The 19,355-nt window shown below is 76.6% G+C and carries 17 protein-coding genes; 1 reads left to right on the plus strand and 16 read right to left on the minus strand.

Annotated elements, in window-relative coordinates; genetic code table 11:
• Window positions 1–38: 38 nt before the first annotated feature.
• The 16 genes from FN207_RS09970 to mraZ all read right to left on the minus strand — a co-directional run bounded on the left by FN207_RS09970 (window position 39) and on the right by mraZ (window position 17,997).
• On the minus strand, window positions 39–335 hold the full coding sequence (locus FN207_RS09970) for a YggT family protein (RefSeq protein WP_110006799.1): 297 nt from the start codon (window positions 333–335) through the stop codon (window positions 39–41).
• Window positions 336–404: 69 nt separating this feature from the next.
• The gene (locus tag FN207_RS27515) at window positions 405–1,310 is read right to left on the minus strand and encodes a cell division protein SepF (RefSeq protein WP_142458353.1); all 906 of its coding nucleotides are present in this window, start codon (window positions 1,308–1,310) and stop codon (window positions 405–407) included.
• Complete coding sequence (locus FN207_RS09980) at window positions 1,310–2,059, minus strand: YggS family pyridoxal phosphate-dependent enzyme (protein WP_142458354.1); 750 nt, start codon at window positions 2,057–2,059, stop codon at window positions 1,310–1,312. The genes FN207_RS27515 and FN207_RS09980 overlap by 1 nt, the downstream gene beginning before the upstream one ends.
• A gap of 92 nt (window positions 2,060–2,151) precedes the next feature.
• Complete coding sequence (gene pgeF, locus FN207_RS09985) at window positions 2,152–2,901, minus strand: peptidoglycan editing factor PgeF (RefSeq protein WP_221888130.1); 750 nt, start codon at window positions 2,899–2,901, stop codon at window positions 2,152–2,154.
• A 53-nt stretch (window positions 2,902–2,954) separates the two neighbouring features.
• The gene (gene ftsZ / locus FN207_RS09990) at window positions 2,955–4,241 is read right to left on the minus strand and encodes a cell division protein FtsZ (RefSeq protein WP_142458355.1); all 1,287 of its coding nucleotides are present in this window, start codon (window positions 4,239–4,241) and stop codon (window positions 2,955–2,957) included.
• Window positions 4,242–4,604: 363 nt separating this feature from the next.
• Window positions 4,605–5,393, minus strand: coding sequence for a cell division protein FtsQ/DivIB (locus tag FN207_RS09995; RefSeq protein WP_246065946.1), 789 nt, complete (start codon window positions 5,391–5,393; stop codon window positions 4,605–4,607).
• A complete protein-coding gene (murC, locus tag FN207_RS10000) occupies window positions 5,390–6,835 on the minus strand; it encodes a UDP-N-acetylmuramate--L-alanine ligase (RefSeq protein WP_142458356.1) in 1,446 nt (481 codons plus the stop codon). Before murC ends, FN207_RS09995 begins: the two co-directional genes overlap by 4 nt.
• Complete coding sequence (gene murG / locus FN207_RS10005; RefSeq protein WP_246065947.1) at window positions 6,825–7,925, minus strand: undecaprenyldiphospho-muramoylpentapeptide beta-N-acetylglucosaminyltransferase; 1,101 nt, start codon at window positions 7,923–7,925, stop codon at window positions 6,825–6,827. The genes murC and murG overlap by 11 nt, the downstream gene beginning before the upstream one ends.
• Window positions 7,922–9,409: a putative lipid II flippase FtsW gene (gene ftsW, locus FN207_RS10010; RefSeq protein WP_246065948.1), complete on the minus strand. Its 1,488-nt coding sequence runs from the start codon at window positions 9,407–9,409 to the stop codon at window positions 7,922–7,924. The genes murG and ftsW overlap by 4 nt, the downstream gene beginning before the upstream one ends.
• Before the next feature lie 95 nt (window positions 9,410–9,504).
• Entirely contained in the window at window positions 9,505–10,584 is a 1,080-nt protein-coding gene (gene mraY, locus FN207_RS10015) for a phospho-N-acetylmuramoyl-pentapeptide-transferase (RefSeq protein ID WP_142458357.1), read from the minus strand.
• Window positions 10,581–12,041 (minus strand): UDP-N-acetylmuramoyl-tripeptide--D-alanyl-D-alanine ligase, encoded by a 1,461-nt coding sequence (locus tag FN207_RS10020; RefSeq protein ID WP_142458358.1) that lies wholly within the window; start codon window positions 12,039–12,041, stop codon window positions 10,581–10,583. The genes mraY and FN207_RS10020 overlap by 4 nt, the downstream gene beginning before the upstream one ends.
• The gene (locus FN207_RS10025) at window positions 12,038–13,594 is read right to left on the minus strand and encodes a UDP-N-acetylmuramoyl-L-alanyl-D-glutamate--2,6-diaminopimelate ligase (protein WP_142458359.1); all 1,557 of its coding nucleotides are present in this window, start codon (window positions 13,592–13,594) and stop codon (window positions 12,038–12,040) included. The genes FN207_RS10020 and FN207_RS10025 overlap by 4 nt, the downstream gene beginning before the upstream one ends.
• A 115-nt stretch (window positions 13,595–13,709) precedes the next feature.
• Window positions 13,710–15,671, minus strand: a complete 1,962-nt coding sequence (locus FN207_RS10030) for a peptidoglycan D,D-transpeptidase FtsI family protein (protein WP_246065949.1) — start codon at window positions 15,669–15,671, stop codon at window positions 13,710–13,712.
• Window position 15,672: 1 nt separating this feature from the next.
• Window positions 15,673–16,242, minus strand: coding sequence for a cell division protein FtsL (gene ftsL / locus FN207_RS10035; protein ID WP_142458360.1), 570 nt, complete (start codon window positions 16,240–16,242; stop codon window positions 15,673–15,675).
• A complete protein-coding gene (gene rsmH, locus FN207_RS10040; RefSeq protein WP_142458361.1) occupies window positions 16,239–17,201 on the minus strand; it encodes a 16S rRNA (cytosine(1402)-N(4))-methyltransferase RsmH in 963 nt (320 codons plus the stop codon). The genes ftsL and rsmH overlap by 4 nt, the downstream gene beginning before the upstream one ends.
• Before the next feature lie 361 nt (window positions 17,202–17,562).
• On the minus strand, window positions 17,563–17,997 hold the full coding sequence (gene mraZ / locus FN207_RS10045) for a division/cell wall cluster transcriptional repressor MraZ (RefSeq protein WP_110907804.1): 435 nt from the start codon (window positions 17,995–17,997) through the stop codon (window positions 17,563–17,565).
• 371 nt (window positions 17,998–18,368) lie between these two features.
• Here mraZ and FN207_RS10055 point away from each other — a divergent pair, with 371 nt between their 5' ends.
• Entirely contained in the window at window positions 18,369–19,352 is a 984-nt protein-coding gene (locus FN207_RS10055) for an AAA family ATPase (protein ID WP_246065950.1), read from the plus strand.
• Window positions 19,353–19,355: the final 3 nt, after the last annotated feature.

Raw genomic sequence — 19,355 nt, forward strand, 5'->3', positions numbered from 1 at the left:
GGTCTGTCGGGTCGCGCGCCGGTGCGCGCGCACGGCGGTCACGCGGTGAGGGCGAGACCGGACGTGATGCTCCGCAGGATGTAGACGGCGATCAGGAGCACCATAAACGCGAGGTCCAGACGGATGGACCCCAGGTTCAGGGGCGGGATCACCTTCCGGATCGCCTTGAGCGGCGGATCGGTGGTCGCGTACACGACCTCCAGGCCCGCGGCGACGAAGCCGGACGGGCGCCAACTGCGCGCCAGCACCATCACCCAGTCCACGACGAATCGCGCGAACAGGAGGATGAGGAAGACGAGCAGGACCGATGACACGACCTGCCAGAAGATGCCCACTGTCCTCGCTCGTCCCGGGGCACCAGCGGTGCCGTTGTGTCTGCGCTCCCAGCGCCCCGGCCGACGGCGTCAGGACTCCTCGAAGAACCCGCCCTCGCGGATCTTGGCCTTGTCCTCGGCCGTCACGTCGACGTCCCGCGGGCTGAGCAGGAACACCTTGGCCGTGACGGGCTCGATGCTACCGCGCAGCCCGAAGACGAGTCCCGCTGCGAAGTCCACCAGCCGCCGCGCGTCGGCGTGGTCGAGCTCGGTGAGGTTCATGATGACCGGGCTGCCCTCGCGGAACGCCTCGCCGATGGCGCGCGCCTCGTTGTAGGTCTTGGGGTGCAGCGTGGTGATCCGGTAGGGCTGCACCACGGGGGCGGGCGCCGGCTCGGGCGCCGCGGCCACCTGCTCGCGCGCGGCCAGGCCGGCCGCGGTGGCACCCGCCCCGCCGCCGACCGCGCCGATGCGCGAGGGGCCCGAGGCGGCGGGGGCCGCGCCGGTCACCGGCTGCGCCAGGCCGATGCGGGGCGCGCCCGCGCGGCGCAGGACGGCGGGCTCGGAGCCGGCCGACGCGGGGGTGCGGACGGCGGGACGGCCCTCGTCGGCGCGGTCGCCGTCGTAGCGGTCGGCGTCGTAGCGGTCGCCGTCGTGCCGGTCGGCCTCCCGGCGGCGCCCCTCGTCGGCGCGCTCGCCGGGGTAGGAGTCGCCCAGGCGGTCGTAGCGGCGCTCGTCGAAGCGGCCGGCGTCGTAGCGGCCCTCGTCGTAGCGGGCGGGGTCGTAGCGGCCCTCGTCCAGGCGGGGGTCCAGTCGCCCGGAGTCCAGGCGGCCGGAGTCGAACCGCCCGTCGTCGTAGCGGCCCTCGTCGTACCTGCCGTCGTCGTACCGGTCGTGGTGGTCGGACTGGCGCGCGTCGTAGCGCCCGTAGGCGCGGGCGTCGTCGTCCTCGACGAGTCCGAGGTAGATGCCCATCTTCCGCATGGCACCGGCCATCAGACGACCTCCTCCGGGGATCCGGCTGGGACCCCTGTGACTGGTGTGACTCGCGCCGAGGTTAGGGGTCGGGAGCCGAAGAGCGCGGTACCGACACGCACCAGCGTGGCGCCCGCCGCGACCGCCTCCTCGAGGTCCCCGCTCATGCCCGCCGACAGCTCCGCGGCGCCGGGGTGGTCGGCCCGCACGCGGTCGGCGAGGGCGGCCAGGCGGGCGAAGGCGGGGCCGGGCTCCTCGTCCCGCGGCGCGACCGCCATGAGGCCGCGCAGCGCCAGGCCGGGCAGGTCGGCGACGGCGTCGGCGAGGGCCGGGACGTCGTCGGGCGCGGCGCCACCCCGCTCGGCCAGCTCGCCGGCCGCCCCGCCGAGGTCGACCTGGAGGAAGACGCCGACCGGCCGGCCGCTCTCCTCCCCCACCCGGGCCAGGGCGCGGGCCAGCGGCAGCCGGTCGACGGAGTGGACCACGGCGCCGGTGCGGGCGACGGCGCCCGCCTTGTTGCGCTGCAGCTGGCCGATGAAGTGCCACTCCAGCGGGAGGTCGGCGAGCTCGGCGGCCTTGGCGGTGAGCTCCTGGGCGCGGTTCTCGCCGAACGCCGTCTGGCCGAGCGCGGCCAGCTCGCGGACCGCGTCGCCCGGCCAGGTCTTGCTGACGGCGAGCAGCGTCACCGACGACGGGTCGCGCCCGGCGGCACGGGCCGCGGCGGCGATCCGCTCGCGGACCGCCCGCAGACGGTCGGCCGGGGAGGTCATGCCGACGATCATCCCCTGGTGAGGTGCTGGAACGGCCCTCCTGCAGGGGCCCGCCCCGAGCGTCAGCGAGGGGTGGGGGGCAGGAGGGTCCTTCAACCCAGCCAGGTGACGCCGGCCTGGCGCCCGGTGACGCCGTCGCGGCGGTGGCTGAACAGCCGCCGGTCCTCGACGGTGCAGCGCGGGTCGTGGACCACCTGGGGCAGTCCGGCGCGGGTCAGCAGCTCGGCGAGGCCGGCGCGCAGGTCCAGCCCCGGCGTCCCCCTCCGGGTGCGGACGGCGGCCGCGGGCGCCACCCGGGCCACCTCGGCCTGCATCTCCCGCGGCACCTCGTAGTCGGCACCGCAGACGGCCGGGCCGAGCAGCGCGGTGGTGTCGGCCGGCCGGCTGCCCAGCCGCGCCATGGCGGCCAGCGTGGCGGCGACGACGCCCTGGCGGACGCCCTCGCGCCCGGCGTGCACGGCGGCGACCACCCCGGCGACCGGGTCGGCCAGGAGCACGGGCACGCAGTCGGCGACCAGCACGCACAGCACCAGGCCGGGCGTGCGGGTCACCAGCGCGTCGGTGGCGGGCAGCGGGGCCTCGACCGGCCCGTCGACGACGGCGACGCCGGTGCCGTGGACCTGGTCCATCCACACCAGCCGTTCGCCGGGCACGCCGAGCTCGCGGGCCAGGCGCTCCCGGTTGGCCGCGACGTCGACCGGGTCGTCGCCGACGTGGACGCCGAGGTTGAACGCGTCGTAGGGCGGACGCGAGCGGCCGCCCCGCCGGTCGGTGACCACCCGTCGGGGGCGCACCGCCGGCGGGGCGGCCGGGGTCGAAGTAAGGACCCCCTCGCCCCCCACCGCTCGCACGCTCGCGGCGGGATCCTGCGAGCGGGCCGGGGAGTCGGGGTCCGTCACTGGCGGAGGAACTCCGGGATGTCGAGCTCCTCCTCGAAGTCCTCGTTGCCCAGCGGCCGGCGACCGGCCGAGGCGGCCGCGGCCTGGTTCTGCACCGGGGGCAGCGGCGGGACGGTGATCCCGCCACCCGTGGGCGGCGCCGGCCGGGCCGGAGCCGGGGCGGGCGCCGGCTGGGCCACCGGGGCCACGGGCGCCGGCGGGACGTGCCCGACGAGCCGCTCCCCCGTCGCCCGCGGCGGGGCGGGGGCGACCGGCGGCGGCGAACCGAACCGGCTCGGCGCGGCCGGGGGTGCGGCCGGCACGGACGCGACGGCGCCGTCCTTGCGGGACGAGGGCCGGCCGCCGTCGAAGCCCGCGGCGATGACGGTCACGCGGACCTCGTCGCCCAGGGCGTCGTCGATGACCGCACCGAAGATGATGTTGGCGTCGGCGTGCGCGGCGTCCGACACCAGCGAGGCGGCCTCGTTGATCTCGAACAGGCCGAGGTCCGACCCGCCGGAGATCGACAGCAGGACGCCGTGGGCGCCCTCCATCGAGGCCTCCAGCAGCGGGCTGGCGATGGCCTGCTCGGCCGCGAGCAGCGCGCGGTTGTCGCCGCGGGCGCTGCCAATGCCCATGAGCGCCGAGCCCGCGCCGGACATGACCGACTTGACGTCGGCGAAGTCCAGGTTGATCAGGCCGGGCGTGGTGATCAGGTCGGTGATGCCCTGGACACCGGAGAGCAGCACCTGGTCGGCGGTGCGGAAGGCGTCCATCACGCTGACGTTGCGGTCACCGAGCTGCAGCAGCCGGTCGTTGGGGATGACGATGAGCGTGTCGCACTCGTTGCGCAGCTCCTCGATCCCCGACTCGGCCTGCACCGCGCGGCGCTTGCCCTCGAAGGAGAACGGCCGGGTGACCACACCGATGGTCAGTGCGCCGAGCTTGCGGGCGATCGAGGCGACGACGGGCGCGCCGCCGGTGCCGGTGCCGCCGCCCTCGCCGGCGGTCACGAAGACCATGTCGGCGCCCTTGAGCACCTCTTCGATCTCCTCGCGGTGGTCCTCGGCGGCCTGGCGGCCGACGTCGGGCTGCGCGCCGGCGCCGAGGCCACGGGTGAGCTCGCGGCCGACGTCGAGCTTGACGTCGGCGTCGCTCATCAGCAGCGCCTGCGCGTCGGTGTTGATGGCGATGAACTCCACCCCCTTCAGACCGACCTCGATCATCCGGTTGACCGCGTTCACACCGCCGCCGCCGATGCCGACGACCTTGATGACCGCGAGGTAGTTGTGCGGAGGTGTCATGTGGGGCTCCCGACCTCGACCCTCATCCTCAAGTGGAGACTTAGTGTTATGTCAACTGGGTCGACGCGGTCGAAGTTAGGTGGGGCACGTCCGGCCCTACAAGCACCCTCCCCGGCCCGGCGTGTCGCGAGCACGACACCTCACGGACACCTGACGACCCGGTGGTCACATCTGCACCACGGTCGGTGACGACCCGCCTGCCACAGGCCTCCACCTCGGCTCGAGAGTCGTCGACCGAGCGGCACGGGGACGAATCGGATCGGTGCAGCGTGTCGGGCGTGTCGCGGTGGTGGGCGTGTCGGCGGCGCACCGCCGGAACCGCTGTGCGCGCCCGCCCGAGCACCCTCAGCGAGCAGGCGCCGGTCACCGAAGGACGACGGCGCGCGGCGCGCTGACGTCGATCGTGGCCGCGGGGTCGAGCGCGCCGGAGTCGACCTGGGCCAGCAGGGCGACGAGGGCCGCGGCCTTGTCGTCGGCGTCCTCGGCACCCCCCCAGACGACGGCCGTGCCGTCGGCGAGGGTCAGCGTGACGTCCTCGCCGGTGGTGGCCCGGGCGCCGGTGACCTGCGCGCGGACGTCGGCCGGCAGCGACACCAGCGCGCCCAGCGCCGACCGGGTGGCCGGGTCGTCGGGGCCGGGCGAGGCGACGTCGAGCGGGACGACGCCGTCGGGCGCCTCGCCGGTGACGGTGTCGAAGAGCACACCGGAGGCGTCGACCAGCGAGCGCGTGCCGGCCTGCTCGACCACCGCGACCGGCCGCCGCTCCACCACGGTGACGACGACGCTGCGCGGCCAGCCGCGGGTGACCGAGACGTCGGCCACCTGGGGCAGCCGGGCCACGCGCGCCGCCGCGGCGTCGACGTCGACCCGCAGCAGCGGCGTCCCCTCGGGGACGCCGGCCGCGGAGCGCACCTGCTCGGCGGTGAGCGTCGTGGCGCCGTCGACGCGGACCTGGTGCACGGCCAGCAGCGGGCTGGCCCACACCGCCCACCAGGCCAGGGCGACGACGGCGACGGCGACCACCGCGCGGACGATCCGCCGGCGGCGGCGGTCGGCCGGGGTGTCGCGGCGCGGGCGGCGCCGGGCCGGCCGGACGACCTCGGCCGGGATCCCGCGCTCCCGGTCGGCGGTCGTCAGACCGGAGCGGCTCACCGGTGTGCGTCCCCGTCGCCGGGGGCGCCGCCGTCCAGCACGGTGAGGACCTCCGGGCCGAGCATGGAGACGTTGCCGGCGCCCATGGTGATGACCAGGTCGCCGGGGCGGGCGCGGCCGGCCAGCGCGGGTGCGGCCGCCGACCACGAGGGCTCGAAGGCCACCTGCTCCGGCGGCAGCGGCACGGCGTCGGCCACCAGCGCGCCGGTGACGCCGGGCACCGGGTCCTCGCGGGCGCCGTAGACGTCCATCACCACGACCTCGTCGGCCAGGCCGAGCGCCGCGCCGAAGGCGGTCGCGAACTCGCGGGTGCGGCTGTAGAGGTGCGGCTGGAAGGCGACGACGACCCGCCCGTCGCCGGCCACCGCGCGGGCGGCGTGCAGCTGGGCAGTCACCTCGGTCGGGTGGTGGGCGTAGTCGTCGTAGACGCGCACCCCGGCGGCCACGCCCTTGAGCTCGAACCGGCGGTGCACGCCGCCGAAGCGCTCGAGCCCGGCGATCAGCCCCTCGGCGGGGAGCCCGAGCTCGATGCCGGCCAGCAGCGCGGCGGCGCTGTTGCGGGCCATGTGCTCGCCGGGCACCCGGATCCGGACCCGGCCGAGCACCGCGCCGTCCAGGACGGCGGTCCAGCTCGTGGCGTCCGGCCCGACGTCGAGGTCCACCAGCCGCAGGTCGGCGTCGGCGGCGGTGCCGTAGGTGCGCACCCGGGCCGGCGTCGGGACGCCGCGCAGCCGAACCGCGCCGGGGTCGTCGGCGCACAGGACGACGAACCCGTCGGGGTGCACCGTCCCGAGGAACCGGTCGAAGGCCGCCTCGACCGCGGCGAGGTCGCCGTAGTTGTCCAGGTGGTCGGCCTCGACGTTGGTGACGATCGCGCCATGCGGGGCCAGCAGCAGGAAGGAGCGGTCGCTCTCGTCGGCCTCGGCGACGAAGACGTCGCTCTCCCCCGCGTGCGCGTTGCTGCCCGACTCGTTGAGGGTGCCGCCGATGGCGAACGAGGCGTCGACCCCGCAGGCCTGCACGGCCACGGTGAGCATCGAGGTGGTCGACGTCTTGCCGTGCGTCCCGGCGACGGCGACGCTGCGCAGCCCCGCCATGACCGCGGCCAGCGCGACCGCGCGGGGCAGCACCAGCAGCCCGCGGGCGCGGGCGGCGGCGAGCTCGGGGTTGTCCTCGCGGATCGCCGAGGAGACGACCACGCTGTCGGCGTCGCCGAGGTGGCCGGCCTCGTGCCCGACCTCCACCCGGGCGCCCAGCGCGCGCAGTGCCAGCAGGGTCGGGGTGTCCCGACGGTCGCTGCCGGAGACCCGCACCCCGCGGGCCAGCAGGATGCGTGCGATGCCGCTCATGCCGGCACCGCCGATCCCGACGAAGTGCACCGCGCCGAGCTCCGCCAGCGAGGGCACCGGCGCGCTCCAGGCTGCCGTCGCGTCAGCGGTCACCGCGCGCCACCTCCAGCACGATGTCGGCCAGCCGCTCGTCGGCGTCGGGCACGCCGGCCGCCGCGGCGTGCGCGGCGTAGGACGACAGCGCGGCGGGGTCGGTGAGCAGCGGCAGCAGGGTGGCCTCGATCCAGGACGGCGAGAGGTCGGCGTCGTCGACCAGCAGCCCGCCGCCGGCCTCCACCACCGGCAGGGCGTTGCGCCGCTGCTCGCCGTTGCCGATCGGCAGCGGGACGAACGCCGCGGGCAGGCCCACCGCCGACAGCTCGGCGACGGTCACCGCGCCCGAGCGGCACAGCGCCAGGTCCGCGGCGGCGTAGGCGAGGTCCATCCGCTCCAGGTAGTCGACGACGACGTAGGGCGCCGCGCCGGCCGGGCGGGGCGGCACCGTGACGTCGGTGTTCTTCGGGCCGCGGGCGTGCAGCACCTGCACCCCGGCCGCGGTCAGGGCGTCGGCCGCGGCGGTGGCCGCCCGGTTGAGCGAGGCGGCGCCCTGCGAGCCGCCGAAGACCAGCAGCGTGGGCCGGTCGGCGTCCAGGCTGAAGGTCTCCCGCGCCTCGGCGCGGCGGGCAGCGCGGTCCAGGCCGCTGATCGCCGTACGCAGCGGCATGCCGACGTGCTCGCCGCGGTGCAGCGGCGTGTCCGGCACGGTGACCGCCACGCGGGCGGCGATCCGCGCCCCGATCCGGTTGGCCAGCCCCGGCAGCGCGTTCTGCTCGTGCACGACCACCGGCACCCCCGCCCGCCGGGCGGCCAGGTAGGCCGGCAGCGCCACGTACCCGCCGAACCCCACGACGACGTCGGCGGCCAGCTCGTCGAGCAGCGCGCGGGTCTCGGCGACCGACCGGCGCACCCGGCCGGGCACGCGCAGCAGGTCGAGGGTGGGCCTGCGCGGCAGCGGGACCGGCGGGATGAGCCGCAGGTCGTAGCCGCGGGCGGGCACCAGCCGGGTCTCCATGCCGCGGGCGGTGCCCAGGCAGGTGACCCGCGGCCCCTCCGCGCGGCGGGTCAGCGCGTCCGCGAGCGCCAGCATCGGCTCGATGTGGCCGCCGGTGCCGCCACCGGCCAGGACCACCGACAGCGGGCTCACCGGGACCGCCCCGGGCGGTCGGCCGGGCGCCCGGGCGTCCGGTCGCGGTCGGCCGGGCGGGCCGGGACGCGGTCCCGCTCGGGACGCCGGGCGGCCGGGGAAGGCGCGCGCCGGTCGGCCGGCCGGCCGTCGGCGGCGCGCCGGACCGGGTGGGCCTCGACGGGACGGCGGCCCACCGGGCGCGGCGCCCGCTCGGGACGGGACCGGCGGGGCCGGACGGGGTCGACGGCGTGCGCGGGGACGGGCAGCAGCCAGCGGGCCAGGCGGCCGCGCGGGACGCGGCGCAGGTGCTCGATGGCCTCGGGCTCGGATCGGGCGAAGCGGATGAGGAGTCCCACGATGAAGAGGGTGAGCACCAGCGAGGTGCCACCGGCGGAGACCAGCGGCAGGGTGACCCCGGTGACCGGGAGCAGACCCACCACGTAGCCCATGTTCAGGGCCGCCTGGCCGACCAGCCAGACGGTGATCGCCACGCTGGCCAGCGACACGAAGCGGTCGGCCGAGCGGCGGGCGATGCGGAAGCCGGCGTAGGCCAGCACCGCGTAGAGGGTGATGACGACCAGGCAGCCGAGGAAGCCGAGCTCCTCGCCGATGATCGCGAAGATGTAGTCGGACTCGGCCTCGGGCAGCAGGTTCCACTTCATGGCGCTGTTGCCCAGGCCCACGCCCCACAGGCCGCCGGTGGCCAGGGCGTAGAAGCCGCGGATGGCCTGGAAGCCGGTGTCGGTGGGGTCGTCGAAGGGGTGGAGGAAGGCGGTGACCCGCTCCATCCGGTACTCCGACGTCCCGACCATGAGGACGACGAGGGTGACCACGCTCGCCCCGCCGACCGCCCAGAGCCGGCCGGGCAGCCCGCCGGCGTAGAGCAGGCCCATCACGACGAGCAGCAGGCTGACGACCGCGCCGAAGTCCGGCTCGAGCATGAGCAGCCCGCACAGCAGGACGAAGACGGGGATCAGCGGCAGCAGCAGCGTCTTGACCGTCAGGTGCCGCCCACGCACGGCCAGCACGTGCGCGCCCCACAGGGAGACGACGAGCTTGGACAGCTCGGAGGGCTGGAAGTCGGTGAAGCCGAGGCTGATCCAGGCCCGGGAGCCGTTGTACTCGACCCCGATGCCCGGCACGAGCACCGCCAGCAGCAGCACGACGACGACCACCAGCGCGATCGGCGACCAGCGGCGGACCAGCCCCGCGGGCAGCCGCACGGCCACCCCCAGCGCGACCAGGCCCAGCGCGGCGAACAGCAGCTGGTCCACGCCGGGGCGCCAGGCGGGCTGGTCGGCCAGCGCCGCCTCGATCGAGGAGGCGGAGAAGACCATCACCAGCCCGATGGCCAGCAGCAGCCCGGCGGCACCGATGACGAGGTGGCAGCTGGTCATGGGGCCGTCGAGCCAGGCGGGTCCGCGCAGCCGCGGGCGCGTCCCGGCTGCGGGCGCCCGGCGGGGCGTGCGGCGGGTGCGGGTCGACTCGCTCCGGCCGTCCATCCCGCCATCGTCGCCGCTGCCGGCGCGCAGCCGGGTCAACGGCCTGGCGTGTCGCGCCCGGTCCCCGCGGACCGGCACGCTCCCCGACCGCGTGCTCACAGTCCGGTGATGGACAGCCAGTCGGCGTAGAACAGGCCGAGGCCGAAGGCGACGGCCATGCCGGTGACCAGCCAGAACCGCACGATCACGGTGTTCTCCGCCCACCCGGCCAGCTCGAAGTGGTGGTGCAGCGGGGCCATCCGGAACACCCGGCGGCGGGTGGCGCGGAAGAAGGCCACCTGGATGACCACCGAGAGGGTCACCGCCACGAACAGGCCGCCGAGGACGATGAGCAGCAGCTCGGTGCGAGTGACGACGGCCAGCCCGGCGAGCAGGCCGCCGAGGGCCAGCGACCCGGTGTCGCCCATGAAGATCCGCGCCGGGCTGGTGTTCCACCACAGGAAGCCCAGGCAGGCGCCGAGCCCGGCGGCGGCCACCAGCGTGATGTCGAGCGGGTCGCGCACCTGGTAGCAGCCGTCGACCAGCGCGCCGGAGCAGTCGTGGGTGAACTGCCAGAACGAGATGACCGTGTAGGCGCCGCAGACCATCGCCGAGCAGCCGGCCGCCAGCCCGTCCAGGCCGTCGGTCAGGTTGACCGCGTTGGAGAACCCGGCGATGAACAGGTAGGCCAGGATCACGAAGCCCACCGAGCCGAGGAACAGCGGGTCGATGTCGCGGACGAAGGAGACGAACTCCGAGGCCGGCCGCACGCCGGCCTCGTCCGGGAAGTTCAGGGCGAGCACGGCGAAGGCGACGCCGACCACCAGCTGGCCGACCAGCTTCGAGGTCTTGTTCAGCCCCAGGCTGCGCCGGAAGCGGATCTTGAGGTAGTCGTCCAGGAAGCCGACGGTGCCCAGGCCCACCATCAGGAACAGCACCAGCAGGCCGCTGGCGGTGACCCCGCGGTTGGGCTGGCCGATGAGGAAGAGGTGGGAGAGCAGGTAGCCGCCGACCGTCGCGCCGACGATCACGGTCCCGCCCATGGTGGGCGTGCCCTTCTTGGACAGGTGCGACTCGGGGCCGTCGTCGCGGATCTCCTGCCCGAAGCCGCGCCGGCGGAAGACCCGGACGGCCACGGGGGTGCAGAGGATCGAGATGAACAGCCCGAAGGCCGCGGCGATGAGGACGGACTTCACGCGCCCGCCCCGGCCGGGCCGCCGTCGGCTGCGAGCCCGGCTGCGGCCCCGGCGTCGGCCAGCAGGCCGTCGGCCACGACCTCCAGCCCGTGGGACCGGCTGGCCTTCACCAGCACGACGTCACCGGGCACCAGTACCTCCGAGAGCTGGTCGAGTGCGGCCGCCCGGTCGGGCACGGACACGACGCGCGTCCCCCCGACGCTCGTCCCGTGGCCCTCCCCCTGGTGGGCACCGGCGGCCGTGGCACCCGCCACCATCCCTACCGCATCGGCTCCGACGGCGACGAGCAGGTCGACCCCGGCGGCGACCGCGTCGCGTCCGAGCCGCTCGTGCTCGGCGTCGGCGTCGGGGCCGAGCTCGGCCATCCCGCCGAGGACGGCGACCCGGCGGGTGGCCGGCAGCCCGGCCAGCGCAGCGAGGGCGGCGCGCATCGACTCGGGGTTGGCGTTGTAGGCGTCGTTGACCACGGTCACGCCGTCGGCGCGGCGGGTGACCTCCATGCGCCAGCGGCTGCGCGGCTCCGCCGCCGACAGTGCCGCGGCGACCGCGGCGGGAGTCATGCCGGCGGCGAGCGCGGCGCCCGCGGCCGACAGCGCGTTGGCCACCTGGTGCTCCCCCACGACCCGCAGGGCCACCGGGTGCTCCTCGCCGGCGGCGGCGAGGGTGAAGCGGGCGCGGGCGGCGTCGTCGAGCGTGACGCCGGTGGCGCGGACGTCGGCGCCCTCGGACCGGCCGGTGGTGACCACTCGGGCCCGGGTGCGCGGCGCCATCCCGAGCACCCGCGGGTCGTCGGCGTTGAGGACGGCGGTGCCCGACTCCGGGAGCGCCTCGACCAGCTCGCCCTTGGCCAGCGCGATCCCGTCGGCCGAGCCGAACTCGCCCAGGTGCGCCGAGCCGACGTTCAGGACGACGCCGACGTCGGGCCGGGCGACGGCGCACAGCCGGGCGATGTGGCCGACGCCGCGCGCGCCCATCTCCAGCACCAGGTAGCGGGTCGTCTCGTCGGCGGAGAGCACGGTGAGCGGCAGGCCGATGTCGTTGTTGAACGAGCCGGGCGGGCTGACCGTGGGCCCGGCGGCGGCGAGCACCTGGCCGAGCAGGTCCTTGGTCGAGGTCTTGCCCGAGGAGCCGGTGATGCCGAGGGTGAACAGGCCCCGTTCGGCCAGCCGGGCGTGCACCGCGGCGGCCAGCCGGCCGAGCGCGGCGACGGCGTCGTCGACGACCAGCGCCGGCAGCGGCCCGCCGGGGCGGGTGGTCAGCGCGGCGACGGCGCCGGCGGCGGCCGCGGCGTCGAGGAAGTCGTGGCCGTCGACGCGCTCCCCGGCGACGGCGACGAACAGGTCGCCGGCGCCGACGGTGCGCGAGTCGAGGGTGACGCCGGTGACGGTCCCCTCGGCGGCGTGCGGCAGCGCTGCGCCGACGGCCTCCGCGACCTCGGCGAGGGTCAGGGCGATCACCGGCGGGCCGCCCCGGCGGGGTTCCCGGCGGTGTCCCCGGTGATGACCTCGCGCAGCACCGCGCGGTCGTCGAACGGCGTCACGGTGCCGGCGACCTCCTGACCCGACTCGTGTCCCTTGCCGGCCACCAGGACGGTGTCGCCGGGGCGTGCCAGTGCGACCGCGCGGGCGATGGCCGCCCGGCGGTCGCCGATCTCCTCGACCGACCCGCGCCGCTCGGCCGGCACCCCGGCGAGGACGGCGGCGCGGATGGCCGCGGGGTCCTCCGAACGCGGGTTGTCGTCGGTGACGACGAGGTGGTCGCTGCCGAGCGCCGCGGCGGCGCCCATCGCGGGGCGCTTGCCGGGGTCGCGGTCACCGCCACAGCCGAGCACGGTGACCAGCCTGCCGGTCGTGGCGCCGCGCAGCGCGGCGAGCGCGGACGCGACGGCGTCGGGGGTGTGCGCGTAGTCGACGACGGCGGTGAACGGCTGGCCGGCGTCGACCGGCTCCATGCGGCCCGGGACGACCGCGCCGCCGATCCCCTCGAGGGCCGCCGGCACCGGCACGCCGACCGCGTCGAGCAGTGCGACGGCGAGCACGGCGTTGGTGACGTTGAACCGCCCGGGCAGCCGCACCCGCGCGGGCCAGGTGCCGCCCGGGCCGGTGACGGTGAACGCCGAGCCGCCGTCGGGGGCCCGCTCGATGCCGGTGGCGCTCCAGTCCGTCCCGGCGCCCTCGGCGGAGACGGTGACCGCCCGCTCCCCCAGCATCGCGGCCAGGCGGCGGCCGTGGTCGTCGTCCACCACGACGACCTCCCGCGCCGCGCGGCCGTCGAACAGCAGCGCCTTGGCCCGGAAGTAGTCCTCGAGGTCGCGGTGGAAGTCGAGGTGGTCCTGGCTGAGGTTGGTGAACCCGGCCACGGCGAAGGGCACGCCGCCGACCCGGCCCTGCACCAGCGCGTGGCTGGAGACCTCCATGACCACGGTGTCGACGCCGGACTCGGCCATGGTCGCCAGCAGTGCGTGCAGCACGGGCGCCTCGGGCGTGGTGCGGACGCTGGGGAAGGCGGTCTCGCTCCCCCGCGCGCGCACGCGGGTCTGCACGGTGCCGATCAGCCCGGTGCCGTGCCCGGCGGCGGCCAGGCCGGCCTCGACCAGGTACGCCGTCGTCGTCTTGCCGTTGGTGCCGGTGATGCCGATGACCGGCAGCCGGCGGGCGGGCTCGCCGTAGACCCGGGCGGCGACGTCGCCGAGCAGCGCCCGCGGCGCGTCCACGACGCACACCGGCAGGCCGGTGGCGGCGGCCTCCTCCCGGCCGGCGGGGTCGGTGAGGACGGCGACGGCCCCGCGCCCGGCGGCGTCGGCGGCGTAGCGCGCGCCGTGGGTGCGGGCGCCGGGGAGGGCGGCGTAGAGGTCGCCGGGGCGCACCTCGGGCGAGGCCAGCGTGACGCCGGTGACCGTCGTCGCGGGGTCCCCCTGCACGGGGTCGCCGAGGAGGTCGCGCAGCGCGCTGAGGGCGAGCGGGCGGGTCCCCGCTGGCCGGGGCACCGACCCGGGTCCGGTCGGGCTCACGTCGGGCCAATCTACCGGCGGGCCGGTCCCGTCCCGCGCACCCGCGGGCCCTCGGCGGTGTCCGTCCCGTGCAACTCCGCGGAAGTGCGCGGTGCACTTCCACGGAAGTGCACCGTCAGTCGCCGGCGGGGCCGCCGGTCGCGGCCTCGGCGAGGTCCTCGCCGGTGAGCGCGAAGTCCGGCCGCGGCGTGCCGGAGGGCACCACCCCGCCCTCGGTGAGCACGTAGCGCATGACGTCGGCGAAGACGGGCGCGGCGACCTGGCCGCCCTCGGCGGAGCTGGTGGGCCGCTCGAGGTCGACCGCGACGACGTACTGCGGGTCGTCGGCGGGGGCGAAGCCGACGAAGGTGGTCACGTAGCCGCCGCCCTCGTAACAGCCGCACTCCGGGTTGGCCCGCTGCGCGGTCCCGGTCTTGCCGGCGACCCGGTAGCCGTCGACCTCGCCCAGCGGCGCGGTGCCGCCGGGGCCGACGACGGCCTCGAGCATGTGGGCGAGGTCGTCGGCGGTGTCCTCGCTGACGACGCGGGTCGCCTCCGGCGCGGCGGGGGTCGACGTCGTCCCGTCGGGCGCGGTCACCGAGGCCACCACCCGCGGCGGGACGCGCACGCCGCCGTTGGCGATGGCCTGGTAGATCGAGGCCATCTGCAGCGTCGTCACCGACACGCCCTGCCCGATCGGCACGTTGGCCGCGCGGCTCTCGGTCCAGTCGGCGGAGTCCTGCAGGATGCCGGCGCTCTCGCCGGGCAGCTCGATGCCGGTCTCCGAGCCGAGACCGAAGGCGCGCAGGTAGCGCTCGAGCGTCTCGTCGCCGACCTCCCGGGCCAGCATGATCGTGCCGACGTTGCTGGACTTGGCGAGGATGCCGGTGACCGTCCAGTCGACCGGGGCGTGGTCGTGGGCGTCGGTGACGACGGCGTCGCCGGCCTGGATGTGGCCGTTGACGCTGAGCACCCGGTCAGGGGTGGCGTGGCCCTCCTCGATGGCGGCGGCCATGGTGACCGCCTTCATCACCGAGCCGGGCTCGAAGACGTCGGAGACCAGCGGGTTGCCGAGCAGCTCGGCGTCGGTGCTGCCGGCCTGGGCGGGGTCATAGCCGGGGCAGGACCCCATGGCCACGACCTGGCCGGTGCGCACGTCGAGCACCACGGCGGAGGCGCGGGTGGTCGCGCCGTCGGCGCAGGCCTCGGCCAGCCGCTGCTCGGTCGTGTACTGCACGTCCTGGTCGATCGTCAGCTCGACGGTGCTGCCGTCGGTGGCCGGCATGGACTCGTCGATGCCCGAGGGGATCGGGTTGCCGCCGCTGCCCACCTCGACCCGGCGCTGCCCGTCGGTGCCGGCGAGCGCGTCCTGGAACTGCAGCTCGACGCCGGCCAGGCCGTCGCCGTCGCGGCCGACGAAGCCGATCACCTGCCCGCCGACGGTCCCGGTCGGGTAGAGCCGCACCGGGTCGTCCTCGAAGACGATCCCGGCCAGGTCGAGCGCGTCGATGGCGTCGACGGTCTCCGGCGACACCTGCCGGGCGAGGACGACGTAGCGGCCGTCGCGGGTGAGCTCCCCGGTCAGGTCCGACACCGGCACGTCGAGCAGCGCGGTGAGCGCCAGGGCGGTGCGCTCGGGGTCCTCGACCACGGTCGGGTCGGCCACCACCCGCGAGGCGTCGACGGTGTAGGCGAAGGGGTTGCCGTCGCGGTCGACGATCGCGCCGCGCAGGGCGGCGATGGGATAGGTGCGCAGCCGGTCCTGCTCGGCGGCGGTGGCGTAGGCCGCGCCGTCGACGCCCTGCAGCAGCACCAGCTTGCCGGTGACCACCAGCAGCGGGACGACGACGAGCACCAGGCCCCACCACAGCCGCCCGGGGCCGGAGGTCAGGGGCCGGCCGACCCGCCGGATGCCGGGGGCGCGGCGGGGCGCGAAGGCCCCCGACCGCGGCAGCAGGTCCCGGGTCAGGGGCTCGCGGGGGCCGCGCGGCGCCCCGGCGCGGGGAGCGGGACGGGGGACGGCGCCCCGGCTCCCGCGGGCAGCGGTGCGGGGGGCGGTGCGGCGGCCGGGCTCGGGGCCGCGGACGGGCGGGGCCACCTCAGCCCTCCCCCTCGGGCGCCCCGGGGACGGGCGCCGGCTCGGGGGCGCCGCGCAGGACGGCCGTGCCGTCGCCGCCCACGACGAGGTGGCCCGCCGCCCCGGCGGGCACCAGGCCCGCCGCGACGGCGGCCGCGGCGAGCTGCGCCGGCGTGCTGCCGGAGACGACCTGCTGCTCGAGCTCCTGGACCTCCTCGGCCTTCTCGGCGTTGGCGGTCCGCAGCTCGGTGGCCCGCAGCGAGTTGACCGCGATCGCGGTGTTGAGGACCAGCAGGCCGATGGTGGTGAGCACCAGCAGCGCGACGAGCGCCAGGGCGAAGGGCGCGCGCCGCCGGGCGTCGGCCCGGCGGGTGCGGGCCGCGCCCCCGGGCAGCAGCCGCAGCTCGGGCGCCGGGGTGCGGCCGGTGGCGGTCCGGGTGCTGGCGGTCCGGGCCGGGGTGAGGCGGGGGGCCGGTCCGGTGGTGCGGGTCCGGCCGGGGACGGCGCGCAGCGGCCGCGACGGCGAGGTCCGGGTGGCCCGCTCCCCCGGCGGGGTCGGCTCGGCGCGCGAGGCACGGGCGGCGGCGCTCATGCCGCCCGCCGGATGCGCTCGGCCGCGCGGACCCGGGCCGAGGCCGCGCGCGGGTTGGCGGCGAGCTCGTCGTCGCCGGGTCCCTCGCCGCCGCGGGTGAGCAGCCGCAGCACGGGGCCGTACTCGGGCAGCCGGACCGGCAGCTCCGGCGGCGTGCGGTCGGTGGCACCGGCGGCGAGGGTCTGCTTCACGATGCGGTCCTCGAGCGAGTGGAAGGTGATGACGGCGACCCGGCCGCCCACGGCGAGCGCGTCCAGCGCGGCGGGCAGCGCCCGCTGCAGGGCGCCGAGCTCGTCGTTGACCTCGATCCGCAGCGCCTGGAAGGTCCGCTTGGCCGGGTGGCCGCCGGTGCGGCGGGTGGCGGCGGGGATGGACTCGCGCACCAGGTGAGCCAGCCGCTCGGTGCGCGTGAACGGCTCGCGGGCCCGCTCGCGGACGATCGCCGCGGCGATGCGGGAGGCGAAGCGCTCCTCGCCGTACACGCGCAGCACCCGGGCGAGCTCGGCCGCGGGGTAGGTGTTGACGACGTCGGCGGCGCTGCGGGGGGCGTCGGGGTCCATCCGCATGTCCAGCGGCCCGTCGCCGGCGTAGCTGAAGCCGCGCTCGGGCCGGTCGAGCTGCAGCGAGGAGACGCCGAGGTCGAACAGCACCGCCTGCACCTCGGTCAGGCCGAGCCGGTCGAGGACGTCGGGCAGCTCGTCGAAGACGGCCGGCACGAGGGTGGCGCGGTCGGTGTGGCCGGCGGCGGCGATGCGGGCGGCGGCCTCGGCGCGGGCCTGGGGGTCGCGGTCGAGGCCGACCAGGCGCAGCCCCGGGTGGGCGTCGAGCAGGGCCAGTGAGTGGCCGGCCAGGCCGAGGGTGGCGTCGACGAGCACGGCGCCCTCGGCGGCGCAGGCCGGCCCGAGCAGCTCGGTGACGCGGTCGAGGAGCACCGGCACGTGCACCGCGGGCGTGCTCACGTCGTCCTCCTCGCAGGTCGGGCCCCCGGGGGCGGGGCGGGCGTCTCATGGTGACGCGGACGGCGGGTCGGCTGCGGGAGCTCGCCGGGCGTGCCGCGCGGGGAGTGCGGGCCGGGCCCGGGGAAGAGGAGACCCCCACCCCCCGCGGGACCGCCTGGCGCCGGGGAAGAGCGTCAGGTGGCCGCGGGGGGCGGGGGTCGCCGGATGCCGGTGGCCGGTCCGGCCGGCGGCGCGGGGAGGCGCCGGTTCCGCGCGGGGACCGAGCCGCGGGGAAGGCGGTTCGGGCCGCGTCCGGTCGAGCCGCGGGGAAGACGGCTCGCGACGGGGCGCGCGGCGGACGGGGCGACCGGCGGGACGGGGGTCAGGACAGCGTGGGCATCCCCTCGCTCTCCATGGCGGCGTAGGCCGCCTCCTGCTCCTCCACGTAGGCGTCCCACGTGGCCTGGTCCCAGATCTCGAAACGGGTGTCGACACCGACCACGACGACGTCGCGGTCGAGGCCGGCGTACTGGCGGAGGTTGGCCGGGATGGTGATGCGACCGGTCTTGTCCGGCTCGACCTCGACCATCGAGCCGAAGCTCATGCGGGCCCGCATGCGGGCCTCGGCGGTGTCGGCGGGAGCCATCGACGCGGCGGCGCGGCTCTGCTCGGCGACCCGGGCCAGGGTCAGGCCGTAGATGCAGCGCTCCTGCCCCTTCTTGATCACCATGCCGTCGGCCACCTGGTCGCGGAACCGCACGGGGAGTGCGAGCCGGCCCTTCTCGTCCAGACGCAACGCGAAGCTGCCGACGAACACCGGATCACCTCCCCCATCGGTCCTCCTCGTGTCCTCCGCGGACCCGGGACGGGCCCTGGCTCCCCACCGCGCCACACCCTAACCCACTACGCCCCACCAGACACCACTCGACACCATGTCGTGACCGCTCTCCTCCACCCGCTCGCGTGCAGGTCAGGGGCGTGGGGACGGCCGGGGGCGGCCGGGTGGGGCGCGGTGGGGTGCGCGCCCGCCGGGAGGGGTCCCGGGGACCTCCCGTGGAGGGCCCGGGTGGGGACCGGGCGGGCACCGGCCAGGACGGCGTGGGGCCGACCCCGGGCCGGCACCGGGCCGACGCCGAGCCGCAGCGCGATCGCCGTTGCGGACGGCTCCGGACACGTACCGTGGGTCGGGTGACCGACACCATGCGTGCGGCTGACGGGACGGCAGGGCTGCCGGTCGACGTCGCCGCCGAGGGCGCACGGATCGCGGCGAACGTGTCGCGCGTCGTCCAGGGCAAGCCCGACGTCGTCCGCCTGGCCCTCGTGGTGCTGCTGGCCGAGGGGCACCTGCTCGTGGAGGACGTGCCCGGCACCGGCAAGACGACGCTGGCCAAGGCCCTGGCCGCCTCGATCGACGCCAGCGTGCGCCGCATCCAGTTCACGCCCGACCTGCTGCCGAGCGACGTGACCGGCGTGGCCGTCTACGACCAGGAGACGCGCGCCTTCGAGTTCAAGCCCGGCGCGGTCTTCGCCAACGTCGTCGTCGCCGACGAGATCAACCGGGCCTCCCCCAAGACGCAGTCGGCGCTGCTGGAGTGCATGGAGGAGCGCCAGGTCACCGTCGACGGCGTCAGCTACGAGCTGGCCCGGCCGTTCCTGGTGATGGCCACCCAGAACCCGGTGGAGATGGAGGGCACCTATCCCCTCCCCGAGGCCCAGCGCGACCGGTTCACCGCGCGGGTGTCCATGGGCTACCCCGACCGCGAGTCCGAGATCGCCATGCTCGACGACCGCGGCACCACCGACCCCCTGACCACCCTGCAACCGGTGGCCGACGCCGCCACGGTGCGCGCGCTGGTCACCGCGGTGCAGGGGCTGCACGTCTCCGACGCCATCCGCCGCTACGTCGTCGCGCTGGTCGAGGCCACCCGCCGCTCCCCCGACCTGCGGCTGGGCGCGTCCCCGCGCGCGGGGCTGCAGCTGCTGCGCACCGCCCGCGCCTGGGCGGCGCTCGCTGGGCGCGACCACGTGCTCCCCGACGACGTCCAGGCGATGGCCGGCCCGGTGCTCGCCCACCGGCTGCTGCTCACCGGCGACGCCGCGGCCGCCCGCCGCACCGCCGAGCAGGTGGTGGCGGGCCTGCTGTCGTCGGTCCCCGTCCTCCGCGGGCGCTGACCG

Source organism: Geodermatophilus aquaeductus (assembly GCF_900182545.1).
Lineage (GTDB): Bacteria > Actinomycetota > Actinomycetes > Mycobacteriales > Geodermatophilaceae > Geodermatophilus > Geodermatophilus aquaeductus.